The sequence below is a fragment of the Streptomyces sp. NPDC048352 genome, from assembly GCF_040651895.1.
In the GTDB taxonomy this organism is placed as follows: Bacteria; Actinomycetota; Actinomycetes; order Streptomycetales; family Streptomycetaceae; genus Streptomyces.
In genome coordinates this window covers 1-16669 of the sequence record NZ_JBEZKZ010000113.1, presented here as the reverse complement: position 1 = coordinate 16669, position 16669 = coordinate 1, and the positions used below count along the sequence as shown (strand labels likewise).

Here is a 16669-nt window from a genome sequence, read left to right as displayed (position 1 = left end):
GCCGGCGGGGCTGGAATTCGCGCAGCGAATTTCCAGCCCGCGCGGCGTTTGAGCGCACCGGGCGCGCAGCGCCCGTATGGGGTCCGGGGCGGAGCCCCGGGGAACGGTGGAAGGGCGGGTAGGGGACCGGCCCCGCAGGGCTACGGGCCGCACCCGCCCCCGCCCCCGGCGCCGGTCCGCCCCCTGCCCCACTACATCGGCTCGGCGGCGGCGCTCGCCACCGAGCGGACCAGGGCCGCCAGGACCTCCGCCCCCCGCAGGGTCAGCACCGACTCCGGGTGGAACTGCACCCCCGCGAACCCCCGCGCCGCGCAGCGGAGCGCGTGCACCTCCCCCGTGACGGCGTCCCGGGACACCTCGACCCCGTGCGCCGCGAGCTCCGCCTCCGCCTCCGCGTCACAGGCGGCCGCGTACGTGTTGTAGAAGCCCACCACCTCCGGCGTGCCGAAGAGGTCGACCGGCACCTGCGCCCCCTGGGCCGGCGCGGCCTTCCGCACCAGCGGCAGCCCGAGCTCCGCCGCGATCAGCTCGTGCCCCAGGCACACCCCCAGCAGCCCCCCGAGGTGCGAGGCGAGCAGTTCCCGCGTGAGCGCGCGCAGCATCCGCATCCTGGGGTCGGCCGCGTCCGCCGGGTTGCCCGGGCCCGGCCCGAGGACGACCGGGCCGTCCCAGTCCAGGGCGAGGGCCCGCAGCCGCGGATCGTCGTAGCGGCGTACGGTCACCTCCAGCCCGGCCACCCGCAGCACGTGGGCCAGCATCGCGGTGAAGGTGTCCTCCGCGTCGATCACCAGGGCGCGGCCGTCCACCGCGGAGGACCGCTCCTGCATGCGGAGCCAGAACGGCGCCAGGTCCGCCCGCCGGGCGGCGAGCGCCGCCCGGACCCGGGGGTCACCGGCCAGCCCGGCCCCGTCGAAGGCCGGCCGGGGCGCTGCCGCCCGTACGCCCAGCGCCGCCAGCACCCCGGCGGCCTTGGCATGGGTCTCGGCCACCTCGGCCAGCGGGTCCGAGTGCCGCACCAGGGTGGCCCCGACCGGTACCCGCAGCGTCCCGTCCGGGGCGATGTCGGCGGTGCGGATCAGGATGGGGGAGTCCAGGGTCTGGGCGCCGGCCTCGTCCCGGCCGAGCAGCGCCAGCGCGCCCGCGTAGTAGCCGCGGCCGCCGCTCTCGTACCGCTCGATCACCCGGCAGGCGTTCTGCACGGGCGATCCCGTCACCGTCGCCGCGAACATGGTCTCCCGCAGCACCTCCCGCACGTCCAGCGAGGAGCGTCCGCGCAGCTCGTACTCGGTGTGCGCGAGGTGGGACATCTCCTTCAGCCGGGGTCCGACGACCACCCCGCCCATGTCGCCGACGGTGCACATCATCTTCAGTTCCTCGTCGACGACCATCGACAGCTCCTCGGTCTCCTTGCGGTCGGCGAGGAAGGCGAGGAGGGACTCGGCGGTCGGGCCGGAGGCCGGGTAGCGGTACGTGCCGCTGATCGGGTTCATCACGACCGTCCCGCCGGACATGCGGACGTGCACCTCGGGGCTGGCCCCGACCAGGGTCCGGTCCGGAGTGTGGACGACGTACGTCCAGTACGCGCCGCGCTCGCCCTCCAGCAGGCGGCGGAACAGCGCGAGCGCGTCGGCCCGGCCGAAGCCCCCGATCCGGCCCTCGTAGGTGCGCCGGATCACGAAGTTCGCGCCCTCACCGCGGCCGATCTCCTCGCGGATCACCTGCTCGACGGTGGCCGCGTAGTCCTCGTCGGGGACGTCGAAGCCGCCGCCGGCGACCCGTACGTCATGGGCCGGCAGCCCGGCCAGTGCCGCGGCGAGCGGGATCTCGTACGCCTCCTCGGCGGTCAGCACGGCCAGCGGCGTGCCGTCGTCGCGTACGTCGAAACCGCGCTCGCGGATCTGCCGGAACGGTACGAGCGCCAGGGTGGGCAGCTCCGGTACGGGCAGGTCGGCGAGCCGGCGGGCCTGGTGGACCGGCCCGAGGAGCACCTCGACCGTGTCGTGGTCGCGGCCCGGGGTGCGGCGGCGCAGCAGTGCGAAGGGCGGGGCCGAGTCGTCGAGGAGCCGGCCGAGGTCGAAAACGGACTGGGGCATGGGGCGGGTGTCCTTCCGGGGAGTGCCGGAGGGAGGGACGGCCCGTGTCGCCACATGGAAAAGGCCGCCCTCCGGGGGCGGCCTTCGCTGTCAGTGGGTACGCGAGAGGGGTGGGCCGCCGGGAGCGGGCCACCACCAGTTCAGGTTGGCGTGCGCGTACATGGGGGGCACCCTAGCCCACGGGGCCGCCGTACCGCAGCATCTGGCCTTTCCGGACATATGAACCTTGCATTCCGCTCATTCGCGCGGTCCCGGACCTTCGAAGGGAGCCGTCTCATCAGGTGGGCGTCCGGCCGGACACCGCGCATGACGCCGTAATGTGTACGAGGTGACCGTGAACGCTGAAAACCATGCCCTCGCCGCCAAGGCGACCTGGCGACACCTTCCCGCGGCGCAGCAGCCTTCGTACCCCGATGCCGAGGCCCTGCGCGCTGTCGTCGCGGACCTCGAGTCGTATCCTCCCCTCGTTTTCGCGGGTGAGTGCGATCAGCTGCGCGCCCGTCTGGGAGCCGTCGCCAAGGGCGAGGCGTTCCTGCTCCAGGGCGGCGACTGTGCCGAGGCCTTCGACGCCGTGTCCGCCGACCACATCCGCGCCAAGCTGAAGACGCTTCTCCAGATGAGCGCCGTCCTGACGTACGCGGCCTCCGTGCCCGTCGTGAAGGTCGGCCGCATCGCCGGGCAGTACTCCAAGCCGCGCTCCAAGGACACCGAGACCCGCGACGGCGTCACCCTGCCGACCTACCGCGGCGACTCCGTCAACGGCTTCCCCTTCACCGAAGAGGCCCGCGTCCCGGACCCGGAGCGGCTGAAGCGCATGTACCACGCGTCGGCCTCGACGCTGAACCTGGTGCGCGCCTTCACCACGGGTGGCTACGCCGACCTGCGCCAGGTGCACGCCTGGAACCAGGACTTCGTGAAGTCCTCCCCGTCGGGGCAGCGCTACGAGCAGCTCGCGCGGGAGATCGACAACGCGCTGAACTTCATGAAGGCCTGCGGCACCGACCCGGCCGAGTTCAAGGCGGTCGAGTTCTACGCCTCGCACGAGGCGCTGCTGCTCGACTACGAGGGCGCGCTGACCCGCACGGACTCGCGGACCGGCAAGCTGTACGACACCTCCGGCCACATGGTCTGGATCGGTGAGCGCACCCGCCAGCTGGACCACGCGCACATCGAGTTCTGCTCGCAGATCGCCAACCCGATCGGCATCAAGCTCGGCCCGACCACCACGGTGGACGAGGCGCTGACGTACATCGACCGCCTGGACCCCGAGCGCGAGCCGGGCCGGCTGACCTTCGTCGTCCGCATGGGCGCCGACAAGGTCCGCGACAAGCTCCCCGAGCTGGTGGAGAAGGTCACCGCGTCCGGTGCGACCGTCGCCTGGGTCACCGACCCGATGCACGGCAACACCTTCGAGGCGGCCTCCGGCCACAAGACGCGCCGTTTCGACGACGTCCTGGACGAGGTCAAGGGCTTCTTCGAGGTCCACAAGGCGCTCGGCACCCACCCGGGCGGCATCCACGTCGAGCTCACCGGTGACGACGTCACCGAGTGCGTGGGCGGCGGCGACGAGATCTTCGTCGACGACCTGCACCAGCGCTACGAGACGGCCTGCGACCCGCGGCTCAACCGCAGCCAGTCCCTGGACCTGGCCTTCCTGGTCGCCGAGATGTACCGCGACCAGTAAGTGATGTCGTACGACGATGGGGCGCGGATCGATGTGATCCGCGCCCCATCGGCGTATCCGGGTCTTTCAGGCGACCCTCGCTTTGGGTACGGTTAGGTAAGCCTCACCGAACAGGGGATGGCCCGAACCGTTCCGCACCAGGGAGGTGAACCGCGTGTACGTCTGCTCTTGCTTCGGGATCACCGACCAGCAGGTCAAGGAACACGCGGCCGCCGGGGCCTGCACCCCCCGCCAGATCGCCTCGGCCACCAAAGCCGGCACCGACTGCGGCTCCTGCGTGCGCACCATCCAGGGCATCCTCGGCCGTGGGGCGTGCCCCCGCCGGGAGCTGCTGGACAAGGGCGACGCCGCGGCCGTCCTGGCCGCCGCCCCGGGGCCGGCGCCCGCGCCGGAGCTGGCGGAAGCCGCATAGCACGTCCCGGAAGAAGGGGTACTAGCTCGGCTGCTCGATGAGCTGGGCGATGTACAGCGCCTCGCCGAGGGACTCGATGAGCTCCAGCTGGGTGTCGAGGTAGTCGATGTGGTGCTCCTCGTCCTCCAGGATCTCCTCGAAGAGGCGGGCGGAGGTGATGTCGCCCTTGCCGCGCATGACCTCGATGCCGCGCTTGAGGCGGTCGATCGCCTCGACCTCGACCTGCCGGTCCGCCTGGAACATCTCCGTGATCGTCTGGCCGACCCGCACGTGGAAGAGGCGCTGGTAGTTCGGCAGACCGTCGAGCATCAGGATGCGCTCGGTGATCTTGTCCGCGTGCTTCATCTCGTCGATGGACTCTTCACGCGTGTACTTGGCGAGCTTCGTCCAGCCCTTGTTGTCCTGGATGCGGTAGTGCAGCCAGTACTGGTTGATGGCCGTGAGCTCGCCGGTCAGCTGCTCGTTGAGGAATTCGAGGACCTCGGGGTCGCCCTGCATCGCAGAGGCTCCTTCCAGGCAATGTCAGCTAGGTGACTGGGCAGTGCGCGCATCCTTGCACTGCCGCCCTGGGGCGTCCAGTAAGTGCCTCCTTAGTGGGAGTTGCCGTGACTTGCCCGAATCGGGTCGTACCTGGTCGTGACCACCCCGCCACGTCTGTCACCATGGAGGCATGGGTCAGCCGGAAAGCCGGGAATCTCCGGGAGCAGAGCAGCTCGAGCTCCCTCCGGGGCAGCGGTTGCAGAGGGGTTGGCCCGTCACCCATTACGGTCCCGTGCCCAAGTTCAAGCCGGACCGCTGGGAGTTCCGCGTCTTCGGCGCGACCGCCGACGGCGAGAAGCACTGCTGGAACCACGAGGAGTTCGCGGCGTTGCCCTTCGACTCGGTCGTGGCGGACCTGCACTGCGTCACCAAGTTCAGCATGCCGGGTGCCGAATGGGGCGGTGTGCTGGCCCGTACGGTTCTGGCCCTGGCCCCGCCCGCGCCGCAGGTCACGCACGTCATGGTGTGGGCCGAGTACGGCTTCAGCTCCAACATGAGACTGGCCGATTTCGCCTCCGAGCGGACCGTCTTCGCCACCCACATGGGAGGCGAACTGCTGACGGCCGAACACGGCTTCCCGCTGCGGCTGGTGGTCCCGCACCTGTACGCGTGGAAGGGCCCCAAGTGGGTCCGCGGCGTCGAGTACATGACCGCCGACCGCCGGGGCTTCTGGGAGGAGCGCGGCTACCACAACATCGGCGACCCCTGGCGCGAGCAGCGCTACTCGTACCAGGAGGAGCCGGGCGACGGTCCGGAGCTGTAGCCGGGCTGCCAGGGCTAGTGGTGGTACTGGTGGACGACCGCGTGTCCCTTGCCGCGGCCGATCATCCACTTGTTGACCGGGGTCGTCACGACGAAGGCGATGGCGAGCGAGAGCGCCAGCACCGTCCAGAACAGCGGCTCCGACAGGTGGGCGTCCATGGCGCCCGGCCACAGGGCGATCACCCCGTTGTCGATCAGCTCCATCACGGCGATCGACAGGGTGTCCGCGGCCAGCGCCACCCGGACGGCCGAACGGAAGTCCACGCCGGCGGCGAGGATCCCGCGCAGGGTGAGCGCGTAGCCGAAGAAGAACGCGAGGGCGATCGCCAGGACCATCGTCGGGACGTTCCCCCAGCCCAGCGCGGTACCGATGATCATGCCGAGCACCTCGCCGATGGCGCAGCCGGTGAGGCAGTGCAGGGTGGCCTTGGCGGCCATGGCCCAGCTGACCTTGCCGCCATGGCCGTGACCGTGGTCGTGGCCCTGGTGGCCGTGGTCGTGGTTCCCGTGGTCGGCGTGTGCGTGCTCCATGACAACCCCCTGAAGGTCCCAGGAAACGCCTGGCAGCGGTCCCGTCGATGACCAGAACCGTATACCCCCCCTGGGTATTCCTCAACGCGTGGTGAGCCCGTCAGTGGAGGTCGCGCAGCTCCTTCAGCAGCGCCACGTCCGCCGCGTGCCCCTCCTTGCCGCCCGGCGTCTCGATGACCAGCGGTACGCCGTCCGTCTCCGGGTGCGAGAACAGCTCGGCGAAGGCCTCCCGGCCGATGTGGCCCTGGCCGATGTTGGCGTGCCGGTCCTTGTGGGCGCCGACGCCCTCCTTGGAGTCGTTGGCGTGGACCAGCTTCAGCCGGCCCGGGCCGACGGTGTCCACCAGCAGGTCCAGCGTCTGCTTCGTGCCGCCGGGCTCGGCGAGGTCGTGCCCGGCCGCGAAGATGTGGCAGGTGTCCAGACAGATGCCGAGCTTCTCGTGCCGGTCGAGGGCCTCGAAGTACGGGCCGAACTCCCAGGTGCGCGAGCACAGCGAGGAGCCCTGCCCCGCCGTGGACTCCAGCAGCAGGAAGGGGTCGTCGTCGTGCGTCAGCTCGTCCAGCAGTGGCAGCATGTGCTCCCTGACCTGCGCGTACGCGGCCTCGCGGGGGCGGCCCCCGGTGGCGGAGCCGGTGTGCACGACCACGCCGAGCGCGCCGATCTCACGGGCCCGGCGCAGCGAGTGCCGCAGGGACTCCACCGACTTCTCGACGGTCGCCTCGGTGTGCGAGCCGAAGTTGATCAGGTAGGGGGCGTGCACGTACGCCGGGATCGACTCCTCGGCGCACCGGGCGCGGAACAGCTCGTCCTGCGCCGGGTTGCCGGTCGGGGTGGCCCAGCCGCGCGGGTTGGCGACGAAGACCTGTACGGCCTCGGCGCCCAGCTCCCGGGCGTAGCCGAGGCCGACCGAAGCCAGCCCGCCGGCGACGGGGACGTGCCCGCCCACGGGATTGCGTATCACTGCTCTGTCACAGCCCCTTGGTCTTGACGGTGATCGTGCTGCCCTCGGGGGCGCTCTGCCCCGCGGGCACCGACTGCGTGTCCACCGTGCTGCTGAAGGAGAGGAAGGGGCGGTCCACCTTCACCTTGAATCCGAGGGCCTCCAGGGCCTTGCGGGCGGCGTCCACGTCCTGGCCGGTGACGTCCGGAACCGGGACCTGGCGCGGGCCCTTGGACAGGGTCAGCGTGACCGTGTCGCCCGCGGCGGCCTGGGTGCCCGCGGCGGCCGACTGGTTGGCCACCGTACCGGCCGGCGAGGGGGAGCTGACCTGGTCGGCGGCCGTCGCCACCTTCAGGCCGACGGCCTCCAGCGCGGCCCGGGCCTGCTCCACGGGCTTGCCGGTGACGCTCGGGACCGGCACGGGGCGGCCCTTGCTGACGAGGAGCGCGACCGCGGTGTCGGGGGCCCGCTTCTGGCCGCCCGCCGGGTCGGTGCCGATCACCGAGCCCTGGGCGACGTCCTGGCTGAAGGCCTGGGTGACGATGCCGGGGGCCAGCCCCGCCTTCGTCAGCTCCCCCTTGGCCTCCTCCAGCGGCCTGCCCTTCAGGTCGGGCACGCTGACCATCTCGGGGCCGCGCGAGACCGTGAGGGTGACCGCGTCGTTGCCGCGGATCCGCCTGCCGCCGCCGGGGCTGGTCTCCATCACCGTCCCGCGGTCGAAGGCCTCGCTGAACTTCCGGTCGACCTTCTTCACGCCCAGGCCGGCGGCGGAGAGCTCCGAGCGGGCCTGGGCCTCCGTCTTGCCGAGGAGGTTGGGGACCTTGGTGAACTGCCCGGAGTTGATGTACCAGACTCCGCTGCCGACGCCGAGGGCCAGCAGGATCCCCGCGATGACCAGGAACAACCCGCGCCGCGGCGGCCGCCGCCGGACGGGACCCGGCTCGTGGGCCTCGGTGACGGTGTGCGGGCGCTCCAGGCGGGAGGTGTGGTGCACCGGCGCGCCCTGGCCGACCGGCCGCGGGATCACGCTGGTGCGGTCCTCGGCGGCGGACCGCTCCGCGGCGCGCGCCTGCGGCGGTACGGCGTCCAGCTCGACCTCGCTGAGCCGCGCACGGGCCTCCAGCACCAGGCCCAGCAGGGCGGCGGCGTCGAAGGGGCGCAGCTCGGGGCTGCGGGCGGCGGCGTGCGCGACCAGCTCGTCGAGGGCGGCGGGCAGGCCGGGCACGGCGGCCGACGGGGGCGGGACGTCCTCGTTGAGGTGCTGGTAGAGCACCTGCGCGGGGGTGCCGCCGGGGTGCGGCTTGGAGCCGGTGAGCATCTCGTACAGGACGACACCGCAGGCGTAGACGTCCACGCGGGTGTCGGTGACCCCGTCCTCGATCTGCTCGGGCGCGAGGTAGGAGACGGTGCCGAGGACGGAGTCGGTGGTGTGGGTGGCCGAGTCCACGGAGCGGACCAGGCCGAAGTCGGCGACCTTGACCCTGCCGTCGTCGCCGATCAGGACGTTCTCGGGCTTCATGTCCCGGTGCACGAACCCGGCGCGGTGGGCGGTGCCGAGGGCGGCGAGGACCGGTTCGAGGATGTCGAGCGCGGCCCGGGGCTGGAGCGCGCCGCGCTCGCGCAGGACGTCGCGCAGGGTGCAGCCGGAGACGTACTCCATGGCGAGGTAGGTGAACGGTCCGTCGGTGCCCTGGTCGAAGACGGCGACCACGTTGGGGTGGGCGAGGCGGGCCACGGACTTCGCCTCGCGGATGAAGCGGTCGACGAAGGCGGCGTCGGCGGCGAGCGCCGGGTGCATGATCTTGAGCGCGAGTACCCGGTCGAGGCGGGTGTCGACGGCCCGGTAGACCGTCGCCATGCCGCCGGCCGCGATGCGGGCTTCTACGCGGTAGCGGCCGTCGAGCACGCGCCCGACGAGGGGGTCATCCAGGGTCGTATCCACCCGGCGATTCTACGAGGCCCCCCGCCGGGGCCGACCCCGGCGCCCAGCCTTGCAGCGCAGCCGTGACATGGCGGGGGTGCGGTTCGGGCGCGCTATCTCCCCCTCGAGGGGGTGGGGCGGGTCGGTGGTTGCCCACCCGCCCCCTCGTCTGCGGGCCGGCGGGCCGGGTAGCGGGATCCCCTCGGGCGGCCTCACAGCCGGTTCGGGGGTTTCCCGGCAGTCCTTGTCCTTCCGTGTCGTGCCGGTCCCTCAAGAGCGCTCCTTCGTCGCGTCGCTGCGCGATGTCGCTTCGCTCCACTCTTGACCGACCGACCCGCCCCGGAAAGACAAGGACTGCCGGGAAGCCCCCGAAAGAACGGTCACAGGGGAGGAGAGGCAGGAGCGGGTCTCTCAGGGGCGAGGCGAGGGGCCGGGGGCATGGCCTGCCGGGCATCCGGGCCCGCCCATGGCCTGGCCAGCGCCAGGGGCCCGGGTACCTGCACGAAACACCGACCACATCCCCCTGCGGAGCCCCAGGCGCAGCAGATCACTACGCGCTCCTCCCGGCTTGGCGTCCGACGGCCGTCTTGGGCTGATACCTGCACCAGAGGACGAACAGAGCGCTGCGGGAAGCCGGCAGGCGCGTCAGATCGCTACGTGCTTCTCTCGTCTCGGCGACTGCCGGCCGTCCGGGGCTGGTCGTGGGCGGGTTCGATGTTGGTGGCTGCGGTGGTGAACTCGCGGCCGGAGGCGCCTCGGATGTAGGCGAGTTCCATCCATCGTTCGATGCCGGTGTCGGAGACGTTCTCGTTGATCACGGCCATGAGCACGCCTTCAAAGCCCGAGGCGATGTCGCGGACGCGCTGGCGGAGGAGGCGGTGGGGGACGTACTCGTAGCACTCACTCATCCCCGTCCTCCTCCATCGAATCGACGAAGCGCTCCCAACCGGTGCGGGCCCGGGCGAGAAGGGCCGAGCTGGGTGCGGAAACGCCCTTCGGCTCCGACCAGTGGGCACCGAGGCGATTGCCGTGCGGAGGTTCTCCGCCGGTTGTGCTTTTCTCTGCCGCATTCAAGGCGGCCTCCATGTCGCTACGCTGAGTGGTCTGTTTGTCGCTGTGCACACGAGCGTAGGCACGTCTCCCTGCCGGTCGAAGTGACTGTCGGTACGGGTATTCCGCGATGAATCCGAGGGCAGGGAGGTGCTGTGGTCGGCAAGGGATGCTCCACCCTGACCACGGGTCCGGGAGGCCGACGGCCGAGCCGCCTGGGAACGGTTTCCGGGTACGTCTTCCGGGTCATCCGGGAGCAGCTCGGCCACACGCAGGGCAGCCTCGCGGAGGCCTTTCATCTATCGACGGACGCCATCGCGGGATGGGAATCCGGCAGGCGGCCGCTCACGGCTCTCTCGGTCGGCCAGATGCTCGGACACCGCCATCGACTCATGCGCATGGGGACTCCGGCAGTCCTACTCGCCGCCTTGGAGAAGGCAATGGAGGCAGACGTCCTGCTGCTGAGCGCCCTCGAAGGGGACGAGCCGACCAACGGCAGCCCCCTCGGCTCGTGGGTCATGCAGCGCGACCTTGTGGAAGTCCTGGCCTGGCCCCTCAATGGCGAGGCCCCGGAGTCCATGCGTGCGCTGGCACCTTCGAGTCGTTCCCGGCGCGGCCCCGTGCCGAGCGGGCCTGAGCTGGCTGCGGCAGAACGCACGCGGTTCTTCCAGTACCTGCGCGCGACAGCCGAAGAGGCCCGAGCCGCTGATCAGTTCTTGCTGCGCCGGCAAGCCCTCTATCTCGCGGGCTACGACCAGGCAACGGATACCGTCGACTGGCTGATGCACCAGCAGAAGGCAGAGCGGCCCGACGACTGGCTCACCCGTTGGCTCAAAGCCCGTTCCGTGGCCACTGTGGCGGCCCGTCGAGGTGACCGAGAGCGCATGGCGTACTTCATCTCCACCGCGCTCGAAGGCGACGACTTGGGCGAAACCGCCAACCTCAACTACTGGGCGTACTGGATCGGAGAGGCAGCGCACATCCAGCTGTGCGACGACTTCATCGTGGAAACCGATGCCGTCTCTTGGCAAGGACACAAGCTCTTCCAGCACTTGGTGAAGGGACTCAGACCACAGCACGGCTACTTCGACCTGAACGTCCATACCCTCTGGGCACTCCTGGCTGCCCGTCCCAGCCTCCTGAAGACGGCCACTTCCACCGTCCGAGACCTGCGGGCCCGGATGCCCGTGCTGTTGGATGGCACCGAGCCCTCGACCAGAGCGCGTCGCGAGCTCGAAGGCATTCGGTACGCGATCCGCCTCGCTGGGGCGTGAGAAGGAGACAGACGTGGCTGACGACCTGTCCACGGTGGCCCACTTCCTCTATGAAACCGGCACGCTCAAGAACGCACGCCGTACGGGCTGGTGGATGGCCGGCGTCAACAATCCCGAGAGCGTGGCCGAGCACTCCTGGCGCACATCCTTGATCGCTTCCGTCATCGCGAAGCTGGAGGGAGCCGACCCAGCCCGCGCCGCCTTCCTCGCCGTGTGGCACGACACGCAGGAATCCCGCAGCGGGGATGTGAACCACCTGGGCAAGAGGTACTCCCCGTCCGCCGATCCCACGGAGATCACAGCGGACCAGACGGCAGGCATGCCCGACCTCCTCGCCGCGACCATCCAGGATCTCGTCGCGGAATACGAGGCCAAAGAGACACCCGAATCGATCTGCGCCCGCGACGCAGACAAGCTTGAGTGCATGCTCCAGGGCATCGAGTACAAAGCCCAGGGCTACGCCAACGCACAACGCTGGATCGACAACAGCCGCAGTCGGCTGACCACCGAAACCGCCCAGCGCCTCGCCGACGAACTCCTCGCCCAAGGCGCCCTGGACTGGCTCCGCGCAGCCATGGGGGAACAGCCCTGACCCTCGCCAAGGCCCCATCAGGCCCGGACGGCCGTCAGTCGCCGGGTCCGAGGAGCGCGTAGCGATCTGACGCGCCTGTCGGCTTCCCGCCTCTCCCTGATCAACGTTTGGTGCAGGTAGCGGCCCCAGACGGCCGTCGGACGCCAAGCCGGGAGGAGCGCGTAGTGATCTGCTGCGCCTGGGGGCTCCGCAGGGGGATGTGGTCGGTGTTTCGTGCAGGTACCCGGGCCCCTGGCGCTGGCCAGGCCATGGGCGGGCCCGGATGCCCGGGAGGCCATGCCCCCGGCCCCTCGCCTCGTCCCTGAGAGACCCGCTCCTCGGACCTGTCCCTGGTGACCGTTCTTTTGGGGGGTTCCCGGCAGTCTTTCGGCTTTCCGGGGCGGGGCGGTCGGTCAAGGGTTGAGCGCAGCGAAATCGCGTAGCGACGCGACGAAGGAGCGCCCTTGAGGGACCGGCCCGACACGGAATGACGATGGGACTGACGGGAAACCCCCGAACCGGCTGTGATGCCGCCCGAGGGGATCCCGCTCCCCGGCCCACCCACCCGCACCCGGGGGCGGGTGGGCAGCCACCGACCGGCCCCCACCCCCTCGAGGGGGAGAGAGCGGGCCCGCGCCGCAAGCCTCGTACCCCCGCCCCTCAGAACGCCGGACGTTCCGGGTCCAGCGCAGCCCGCCCCTCCGCCGGGGACGAGGCTTCGGCGAAGCGGCGTTGGGGGATGCGGCCCGCGCGGTGGGCCAGGCGGCCCGCCGAGACGGCGTCCCGCATCGCCGCCGCCATCAGGACCGGCTGCTGCGCACGCGTCACCGCCGAGGCCAGCATCACCCCCGCGCAGCCCAGCTCCATCGCCAGGGCCGCGTCCGACGCCGTGCCCGCGCCCGCGTCGAGGATCACCGGGACCCCGGCGCGCTCGACGATCAGCTCGAAGTTGTGCGGGTTCCGGATGCCCATGCCCGAGCCGATCGGCGACCCCAGCGGCATGATCGCCGCGCAGCCCACGTCCTCCAGCTTCCGGGCGAGGACCGGGTCGTCGTTCGTGTACGGCAGCACCGTGAAGCCCTCGTCGACCAGGACCTCGGCGGCGTCCAGCAGCTCGACGCCGTCGGGCAGCAGGGTGCGCTCGTCCGCGACGACCTCCAGCTTGATCCAGTCCGTGCCGAGCGCCTCCCGCGCCAGCCGGGCCGTGAGCACGGCTTCGCCGGCCGTGAAGCAGCCCGCCGTGTTGGGCAGGACGGCGATGCCCAGCTTGGACAGGACGGACAGGACCGAGCCCTGCACCGTCGGGTCCAGGCGGCGCATGGCGACCGTGGTCAGCTCGGTGCCGGAGGCGACCAGGGCGCGTTCCAGGACGTCCAGGCTCGGGGCCCCGCCGGTGCCCATGATCAGCCGGGAGGAGAAGGTCCGGCCGCCCAGGGTGAAGACGTCGTCAGCCATCGCGCTCAGCCTCCCTGGACCGCGGTGAGGATCTCGATCCGGTCGCCCTCGTCCACCGGCGTCGCCGGCCACTGGCCGCGCGGGACGACGGTCTCGTTGAGTGCGGCGGCGACGCCGGAGGGCGCGGTGGTGAGGGTGGCGACCACCGCGTCGAGGGTGGTGCCGGCCGCGACCTCGCGCGGCTCGCCGTTGACGGAGATGGTCATGCGAAAGACTCCTGACGCGTGGGGGAGAACCGGCGCGGGGTGAAGGGGCGGGCGATCTCCGGCACGGCGCCGGTGGCCAGCAGCTCCGCCATCACGTCGCCGGTGAGCGGGGTCAGCAGCACCCCGTTGCGGTAGTGCCCGGTGGCCAGGTGCAGGCCGGGCAGCTCGGTCGGGCCGAGCAGCGGGGCGTTGTCGGGGGAGCCGGGGCGCAGGCCCGCCCGGGTCTCGACCAGCGGGAGCTCGGTGATGCCGGGTACCAGCTCGTGGGCGTCGCGCAGCAGCTCGTACACGCCGCCGGCGGTGACCGTGGTGTCCCAGCCGAGTTCCTCGCTGGTGGCTCCGACGACGAGTTCGCCGTTCTCGCGGGGCACGAGGTAGACGTGGCTGCCGCGCACGACGGCCCGTACCGTCCGGGACAGGAACGGCGCGTACGCGGCGGGCACCGCGAGCCGCAGCACCTGTCCCTTCACCGGCCGTACGGGCGGGCGGGCCTCGTCCGGTACGCCGGCCAGCCGGCCGCTGAGCGAGCCCGCGGCCAGCACCACCTGGTCGGCGCGCAGCCGCGTGCCGTCGTCGAGCAGCGCCCCGGCCGCCCGGTCGGCGGTGACGAGGAGCCGCTCCGCGCGCGCCCGGTGGATCGCGACGCCCGCCCGCTCGCAGGCGGCCAGCAGCGCCGCCGCGAGCCGGCGCGGATCGACCTGGTGGTCCCCGTCGACGCGCAGCCCGCCGCGTACCCCGGGGGCCAGCATCGGCTCAAGGCGGCGGCACTCGCGGCCGGTGAGCCACTGCGACTCCAGGCCGCAGCGGCGCTGGAGGGCGTGCAGTTCCCGCAGGTGGAGGCGGTCGTCGGCGTCGAGGGCGACGGCGAGGGTGCCGCAGGCCCGGTAGCCGAGGTCCATGCCGCCGCTGGCTTCCGTGAGCTCGGCGGCGAACTCGGGGTAGCGGGCGGCGGAGGCGACGTTGAGGCCGAGCAGGGTCTCCTCGCCGTAGTGCAGCTCGGTGACGGCGGCCAGCATGCCGGCCGCGACGCGGGCGGCTCCGCCGCCGGGGTCCGGGTCGGCCAGGGCGGTGCGCAGCCCGCGCCGAGCCGCCCGCCAGGCCGTGACCAGGCCGATGATGCCGCCCCCGATGACGAGGACGTCGGATCCCCCGCCGGATCCGTTACGGGATGAGTGCATGGGCGTCCAGCCCCTCCCTTCGCCGGCATGACCCGGATCAGGTTCGTACGGTCGGAGGCCGGCCAGCCTCCCTCTCAGCCCGGTCCGCCCGGGCTCCCGCGATAGGTACGGTGGCCAGACTAAACCCCGGGGCCGCAGCCGGGTAAGGCTGCCTCCCCGGCGCCGGCGTCCCGCTTCCGGCGCCCCCTATTCCTGACGGGCCGTCAGTTCACTAGGGTGGGCACGTGAGTGAGCAGACGGAACAGACGAAGCCCGGCGTCGTGATCACCGGCGCCGGAATGGCCGGCGTGCAGACCGCCGTGGCCCTGCGGGAACAGGGCTACGAAGGCCCCGTGACCCTGCTGGGCGCCGAACCCCACCAGCCCTACGACCGGCCCCCGCTGTCCAAGGCGGTGCTGCTCGGCAAGGCCGAGGACTCCGCGTTCGAGGTGGACTTCGAGGGGCTGCGCATCGACCTGCGCCTCGGCACCGAGGTCACCGGGCTGCGGGCGGCGGACCGCGAGGTCGACACCGAGTCCGGCCCGGTCCCGTACGAGGCCCTCGTGCTGGCCACCGGCGCCCGGCCGCTGACCCTGCCCGGCACCGAGGGGGTCCCGGGGGTCCACCTGCTGCGCACCCTCGACGACGCCGCCCGGCTGCGCCCCGTGCTGGCCGCGGCCCCGGCGACCGTGGTCGTCGGCGCCGGCTGGATCGGCGCCGAGTTCGCCACGGCGGCCCGCGAGGCCGGCTGCGCCGTGACGGTGGTCGAGGCTGCGGACCGGGTGCTGCCGGGCGCCCTGCCCGCCGAGGTCGCCGCCCCGATGGCCCGGTGGTACAGCGAAGCCGGCGCCGCCCTGCTCACCGGGGCCAGGGTCGCCGGGATCGAGGAGGGCCGGGTCCTGCTGGCGGACGGCCGCGAGCTGCCCGCCGGGGCCGTCGTCGTCGGCATCGGCGCCCGGCCCGCCACCGACTGGCTCGCCGGCACCGGCGTCGAGCTCGGCCCCGACGGCTCCGTCACCGCGGACGCCCACCTGCGCACCTCCCTGCCGGACGTCTACGCGGTCGGCGACTGCTCCTCCTTCCCCTCGGCCCGCTACGGGACGAGGCTGCTGGTCCACCACTGGGACAACGCCCTCCAGGGGCCCCGGACCGTCGCGGCGAACATCCTCGCCGGGGAGCCCGTCCAGGCCTACGACCCGGTGCCGTACTTCTGGTCCGAGCAGTTCGGCCGCTTCGTCCAGTACGCCGGCCACCACGGCGGGGCCGACACGCTGCTGTGGCGCGGCGACCCGGCCGGTCCCGCCTGGTCGGTGTGCTGGCTGCGCGGGGGCGCGCTGACCGCCGTCCTGGCCGTGGGCCGCCCCCGGGACCTGGCCCAGGGCCGCCGGCTGATCGAGACCGCCGCGCCCCTCGACCCGGCCAAGGTCGCGGACCCGGCCGTTCCGCTGAAATCGGCCCTGGCCTGACGGCTGCCGGGGCCGGGCCCGACGGCTGCCCGGCCCCGGACGGACGCCTCCCGGACCCGGACGGACGGGGCCGGGTACCGGCTGCCCGTCCGAAGTGGCAGGCTTGTGCCCGTGACCGAGATTGACGCAAAGATCGATGCCCTAGTCCCCTCCTGGCTGTACCTCCCCGACATCGCGGAGATGCTCGACATCGAGGTGACCCGGGTCCGCCAGATGGTCAAGGAAGGGCAGCTGATCGCCGTACGCCGGGGCGAGAACCGCGCCCTGCAGGTTCCGGCGCAGTTCATCGACGGAGACAAGGTCGTCAAGGGGCTCGTCGGACTGCTGACCGTGCTGCGCGACGACCGCTTCTCCGACGAGGAGATGCTGGAGTGGCTGTTCACCGAGGATCCGACCCTGCCCGGCACCCCCGTGCAGGCGCTGCGCGAGAATCGCGGCACGGAGGTCAAGCGCCGCGCCCAGGCGCTCGCCCTCTGACCGGCTGATCCACAGGTGTGGGGGGCGGCCCCCCCCGCCCCCCCCCCCCCCCCCCCACCCGGGGAGAACCAAACACCACAAGTGCAACGCCCCGCGCAGAGAGAGGGCCGCAGCGCCCACCCCGCAGGGG

16 protein-coding genes and 1 riboswitch are annotated in these 16669 nt (G+C 72.1%); of the genes, 7 read left to right on the top strand and 9 right to left on the bottom strand.

Annotated elements, in window-relative coordinates; genetic code table 11:
* Positions 1-191: 191 nt before the first annotated feature.
* Positions 192-2093 (bottom strand): anthranilate synthase family protein, encoded by a 1902-nt coding sequence (locus tag AB0D45_RS32790; RefSeq protein ID WP_362465936.1) that lies wholly within the window; start codon positions 2091-2093, stop codon positions 192-194.
* Between the two features lie 328 nt (positions 2094-2421).
* Between AB0D45_RS32790 and AB0D45_RS32785 the strand changes: the two genes are divergently transcribed.
* Together AB0D45_RS32785 and AB0D45_RS32780 are read left to right on the top strand one after the other, a co-directional pair.
* A complete protein-coding gene (locus AB0D45_RS32785; protein WP_361608650.1) occupies positions 2422-3777 on the top strand; it encodes a class II 3-deoxy-7-phosphoheptulonate synthase in 1356 nt (451 codons plus the stop codon).
* Between the two features lie 145 nt (positions 3778-3922).
* Complete coding sequence (locus AB0D45_RS32780) at positions 3923-4189, top strand: (2Fe-2S)-binding protein (RefSeq protein WP_361608652.1); 267 nt, start codon at positions 3923-3925, stop codon at positions 4187-4189.
* 21 nt (positions 4190-4210) lie between these two features.
* Here the strand turns inward: AB0D45_RS32780 and bfr are convergent, their stop codons facing one another.
* Complete coding sequence (gene bfr / locus AB0D45_RS32775; protein WP_030037303.1) at positions 4211-4687, bottom strand: bacterioferritin; 477 nt, start codon at positions 4685-4687, stop codon at positions 4211-4213.
* A 172-nt stretch (positions 4688-4859) separates the two neighbouring features.
* Here bfr and AB0D45_RS32770 point away from each other — a divergent pair, with 172 nt between their 5' ends.
* A complete protein-coding gene (locus AB0D45_RS32770; protein WP_361608654.1) occupies positions 4860-5492 on the top strand; it encodes a sulfite oxidase-like oxidoreductase in 633 nt (210 codons plus the stop codon).
* Positions 5493-5506: 14 nt separating this feature from the next.
* Here AB0D45_RS32770 and AB0D45_RS32765 read toward each other — a convergent pair whose 3' ends face one another.
* The 4 genes from AB0D45_RS32765 to AB0D45_RS32750 all read right to left on the bottom strand — a co-directional run bounded on the left by AB0D45_RS32765 (position 5507) and on the right by AB0D45_RS32750 (position 9791).
* On the bottom strand, positions 5507-6022 hold the full coding sequence (locus AB0D45_RS32765) for a DUF4396 domain-containing protein (RefSeq protein ID WP_362465933.1): 516 nt from the start codon (positions 6020-6022) through the stop codon (positions 5507-5509).
* Between the two features lie 100 nt (positions 6023-6122).
* Entirely contained in the window at positions 6123-6980 is an 858-nt protein-coding gene (locus tag AB0D45_RS32760) for a deoxyribonuclease IV (RefSeq protein WP_362465939.1), read from the bottom strand.
* A gap of 10 nt (positions 6981-6990) precedes the next feature.
* The gene (pknB, locus tag AB0D45_RS32755) at positions 6991-8904 is read right to left on the bottom strand and encodes a Stk1 family PASTA domain-containing Ser/Thr kinase (protein ID WP_362465930.1); all 1914 of its coding nucleotides are present in this window, start codon (positions 8902-8904) and stop codon (positions 6991-6993) included.
* 632 nt (positions 8905-9536) lie between these two features.
* Positions 9537-9791: a hypothetical protein gene (locus tag AB0D45_RS32750; RefSeq protein WP_362465927.1), complete on the bottom strand. Its 255-nt coding sequence runs from the start codon at positions 9789-9791 to the stop codon at positions 9537-9539.
* A 297-nt stretch (positions 9792-10088) separates the two neighbouring features.
* On the opposite strand from AB0D45_RS32750, the gene AB0D45_RS32745 reads away from it, so the two are divergent.
* Both AB0D45_RS32745 and AB0D45_RS32740 read left to right on the top strand, forming a co-directional pair.
* Positions 10089-11207, top strand: a complete 1119-nt coding sequence (locus AB0D45_RS32745; protein WP_362465924.1) for a helix-turn-helix transcriptional regulator — start codon at positions 10089-10091, stop codon at positions 11205-11207.
* Between the two features lie 13 nt (positions 11208-11220).
* Complete coding sequence (locus AB0D45_RS32740; RefSeq protein ID WP_362465921.1) at positions 11221-11799, top strand: HD domain-containing protein; 579 nt, start codon at positions 11221-11223, stop codon at positions 11797-11799.
* 639 nt (positions 11800-12438) lie between these two features.
* Here the strand turns inward: AB0D45_RS32740 and AB0D45_RS32735 are convergent.
* From AB0D45_RS32735 to thiO, 3 genes are all read right to left on the bottom strand, one after another.
* Positions 12439-13233, bottom strand: coding sequence for a thiazole synthase (locus tag AB0D45_RS32735; protein ID WP_362465919.1), 795 nt, complete (start codon positions 13231-13233; stop codon positions 12439-12441).
* A 5-nt stretch (positions 13234-13238) separates the two neighbouring features.
* Positions 13239-13439, bottom strand: a complete 201-nt coding sequence (thiS, locus tag AB0D45_RS32730) for a sulfur carrier protein ThiS (protein WP_361611020.1) — start codon at positions 13437-13439, stop codon at positions 13239-13241.
* Positions 13436-14617, bottom strand: coding sequence for a glycine oxidase ThiO (thiO, locus tag AB0D45_RS32725; protein ID WP_362465916.1), 1182 nt, complete (start codon positions 14615-14617; stop codon positions 13436-13438). The genes thiS and thiO overlap by 4 nt, the downstream gene beginning before the upstream one ends.
* A riboswitch (TPP riboswitch) is annotated at positions 14615-14727 on the bottom strand. Its footprint overlaps the gene before it by 3 nt.
* Positions 14728-14841: 114 nt before the next feature.
* On the opposite strand from thiO, the gene AB0D45_RS32720 reads away from it, so the two are divergent.
* Together AB0D45_RS32720 and AB0D45_RS32715 are read left to right on the top strand one after the other, a co-directional pair.
* Entirely contained in the window at positions 14842-16062 is a 1221-nt protein-coding gene (locus AB0D45_RS32720; protein ID WP_362465914.1) for an FAD-dependent oxidoreductase, read from the top strand.
* Positions 16063-16173: 111 nt separating this feature from the next.
* Positions 16174-16539: an Rv2175c family DNA-binding protein gene (locus AB0D45_RS32715; protein ID WP_267035306.1), complete on the top strand. Its 366-nt coding sequence runs from the start codon at positions 16174-16176 to the stop codon at positions 16537-16539.
* Positions 16540-16669 lie beyond the last annotated feature (130 nt).

Bases quoted from the DNA above. Each gene is read 5' to 3' on its own strand.
- thiO (WP_362465916.1), bottom strand. From the start codon at position 14,617: ATGCACTCATCCCGTAACGGATCCGGCGGGGGATCCGACGTCCTCGTC.
- AB0D45_RS32770 (WP_361608654.1), top strand. From the start codon at position 4,860: ATGGGTCAGCCGGAAAGCCGGGAATCTCCGGGAGCAGAGCAGCTCGAG.
- AB0D45_RS32735 (WP_362465919.1), bottom strand. From the start codon at position 13,233: ATGGCTGACGACGTCTTCACCCTGGGCGGCCGGACCTTCTCCTCCCGG.
- AB0D45_RS32790 (WP_362465936.1), bottom strand. From the start codon at position 2,093: ATGCCCCAGTCCGTTTTCGACCTCGGCCGGCTCCTCGACGACTCGGCC.
- bfr (WP_030037303.1), bottom strand. From the start codon at position 4,687: ATGCAGGGCGACCCCGAGGTCCTCGAATTCCTCAACGAGCAGCTGACC.
- thiS (WP_361611020.1), bottom strand. From the start codon at position 13,439: ATGACCATCTCCGTCAACGGCGAGCCGCGCGAGGTCGCGGCCGGCACC.
- AB0D45_RS32765 (WP_362465933.1), bottom strand. From the start codon at position 6,022: ATGGAGCACGCACACGCCGACCACGGGAACCACGACCACGGCCACCAG.
- AB0D45_RS32750 (WP_362465927.1), bottom strand. From the start codon at position 9,791: ATGAGTGAGTGCTACGAGTACGTCCCCCACCGCCTCCTCCGCCAGCGC.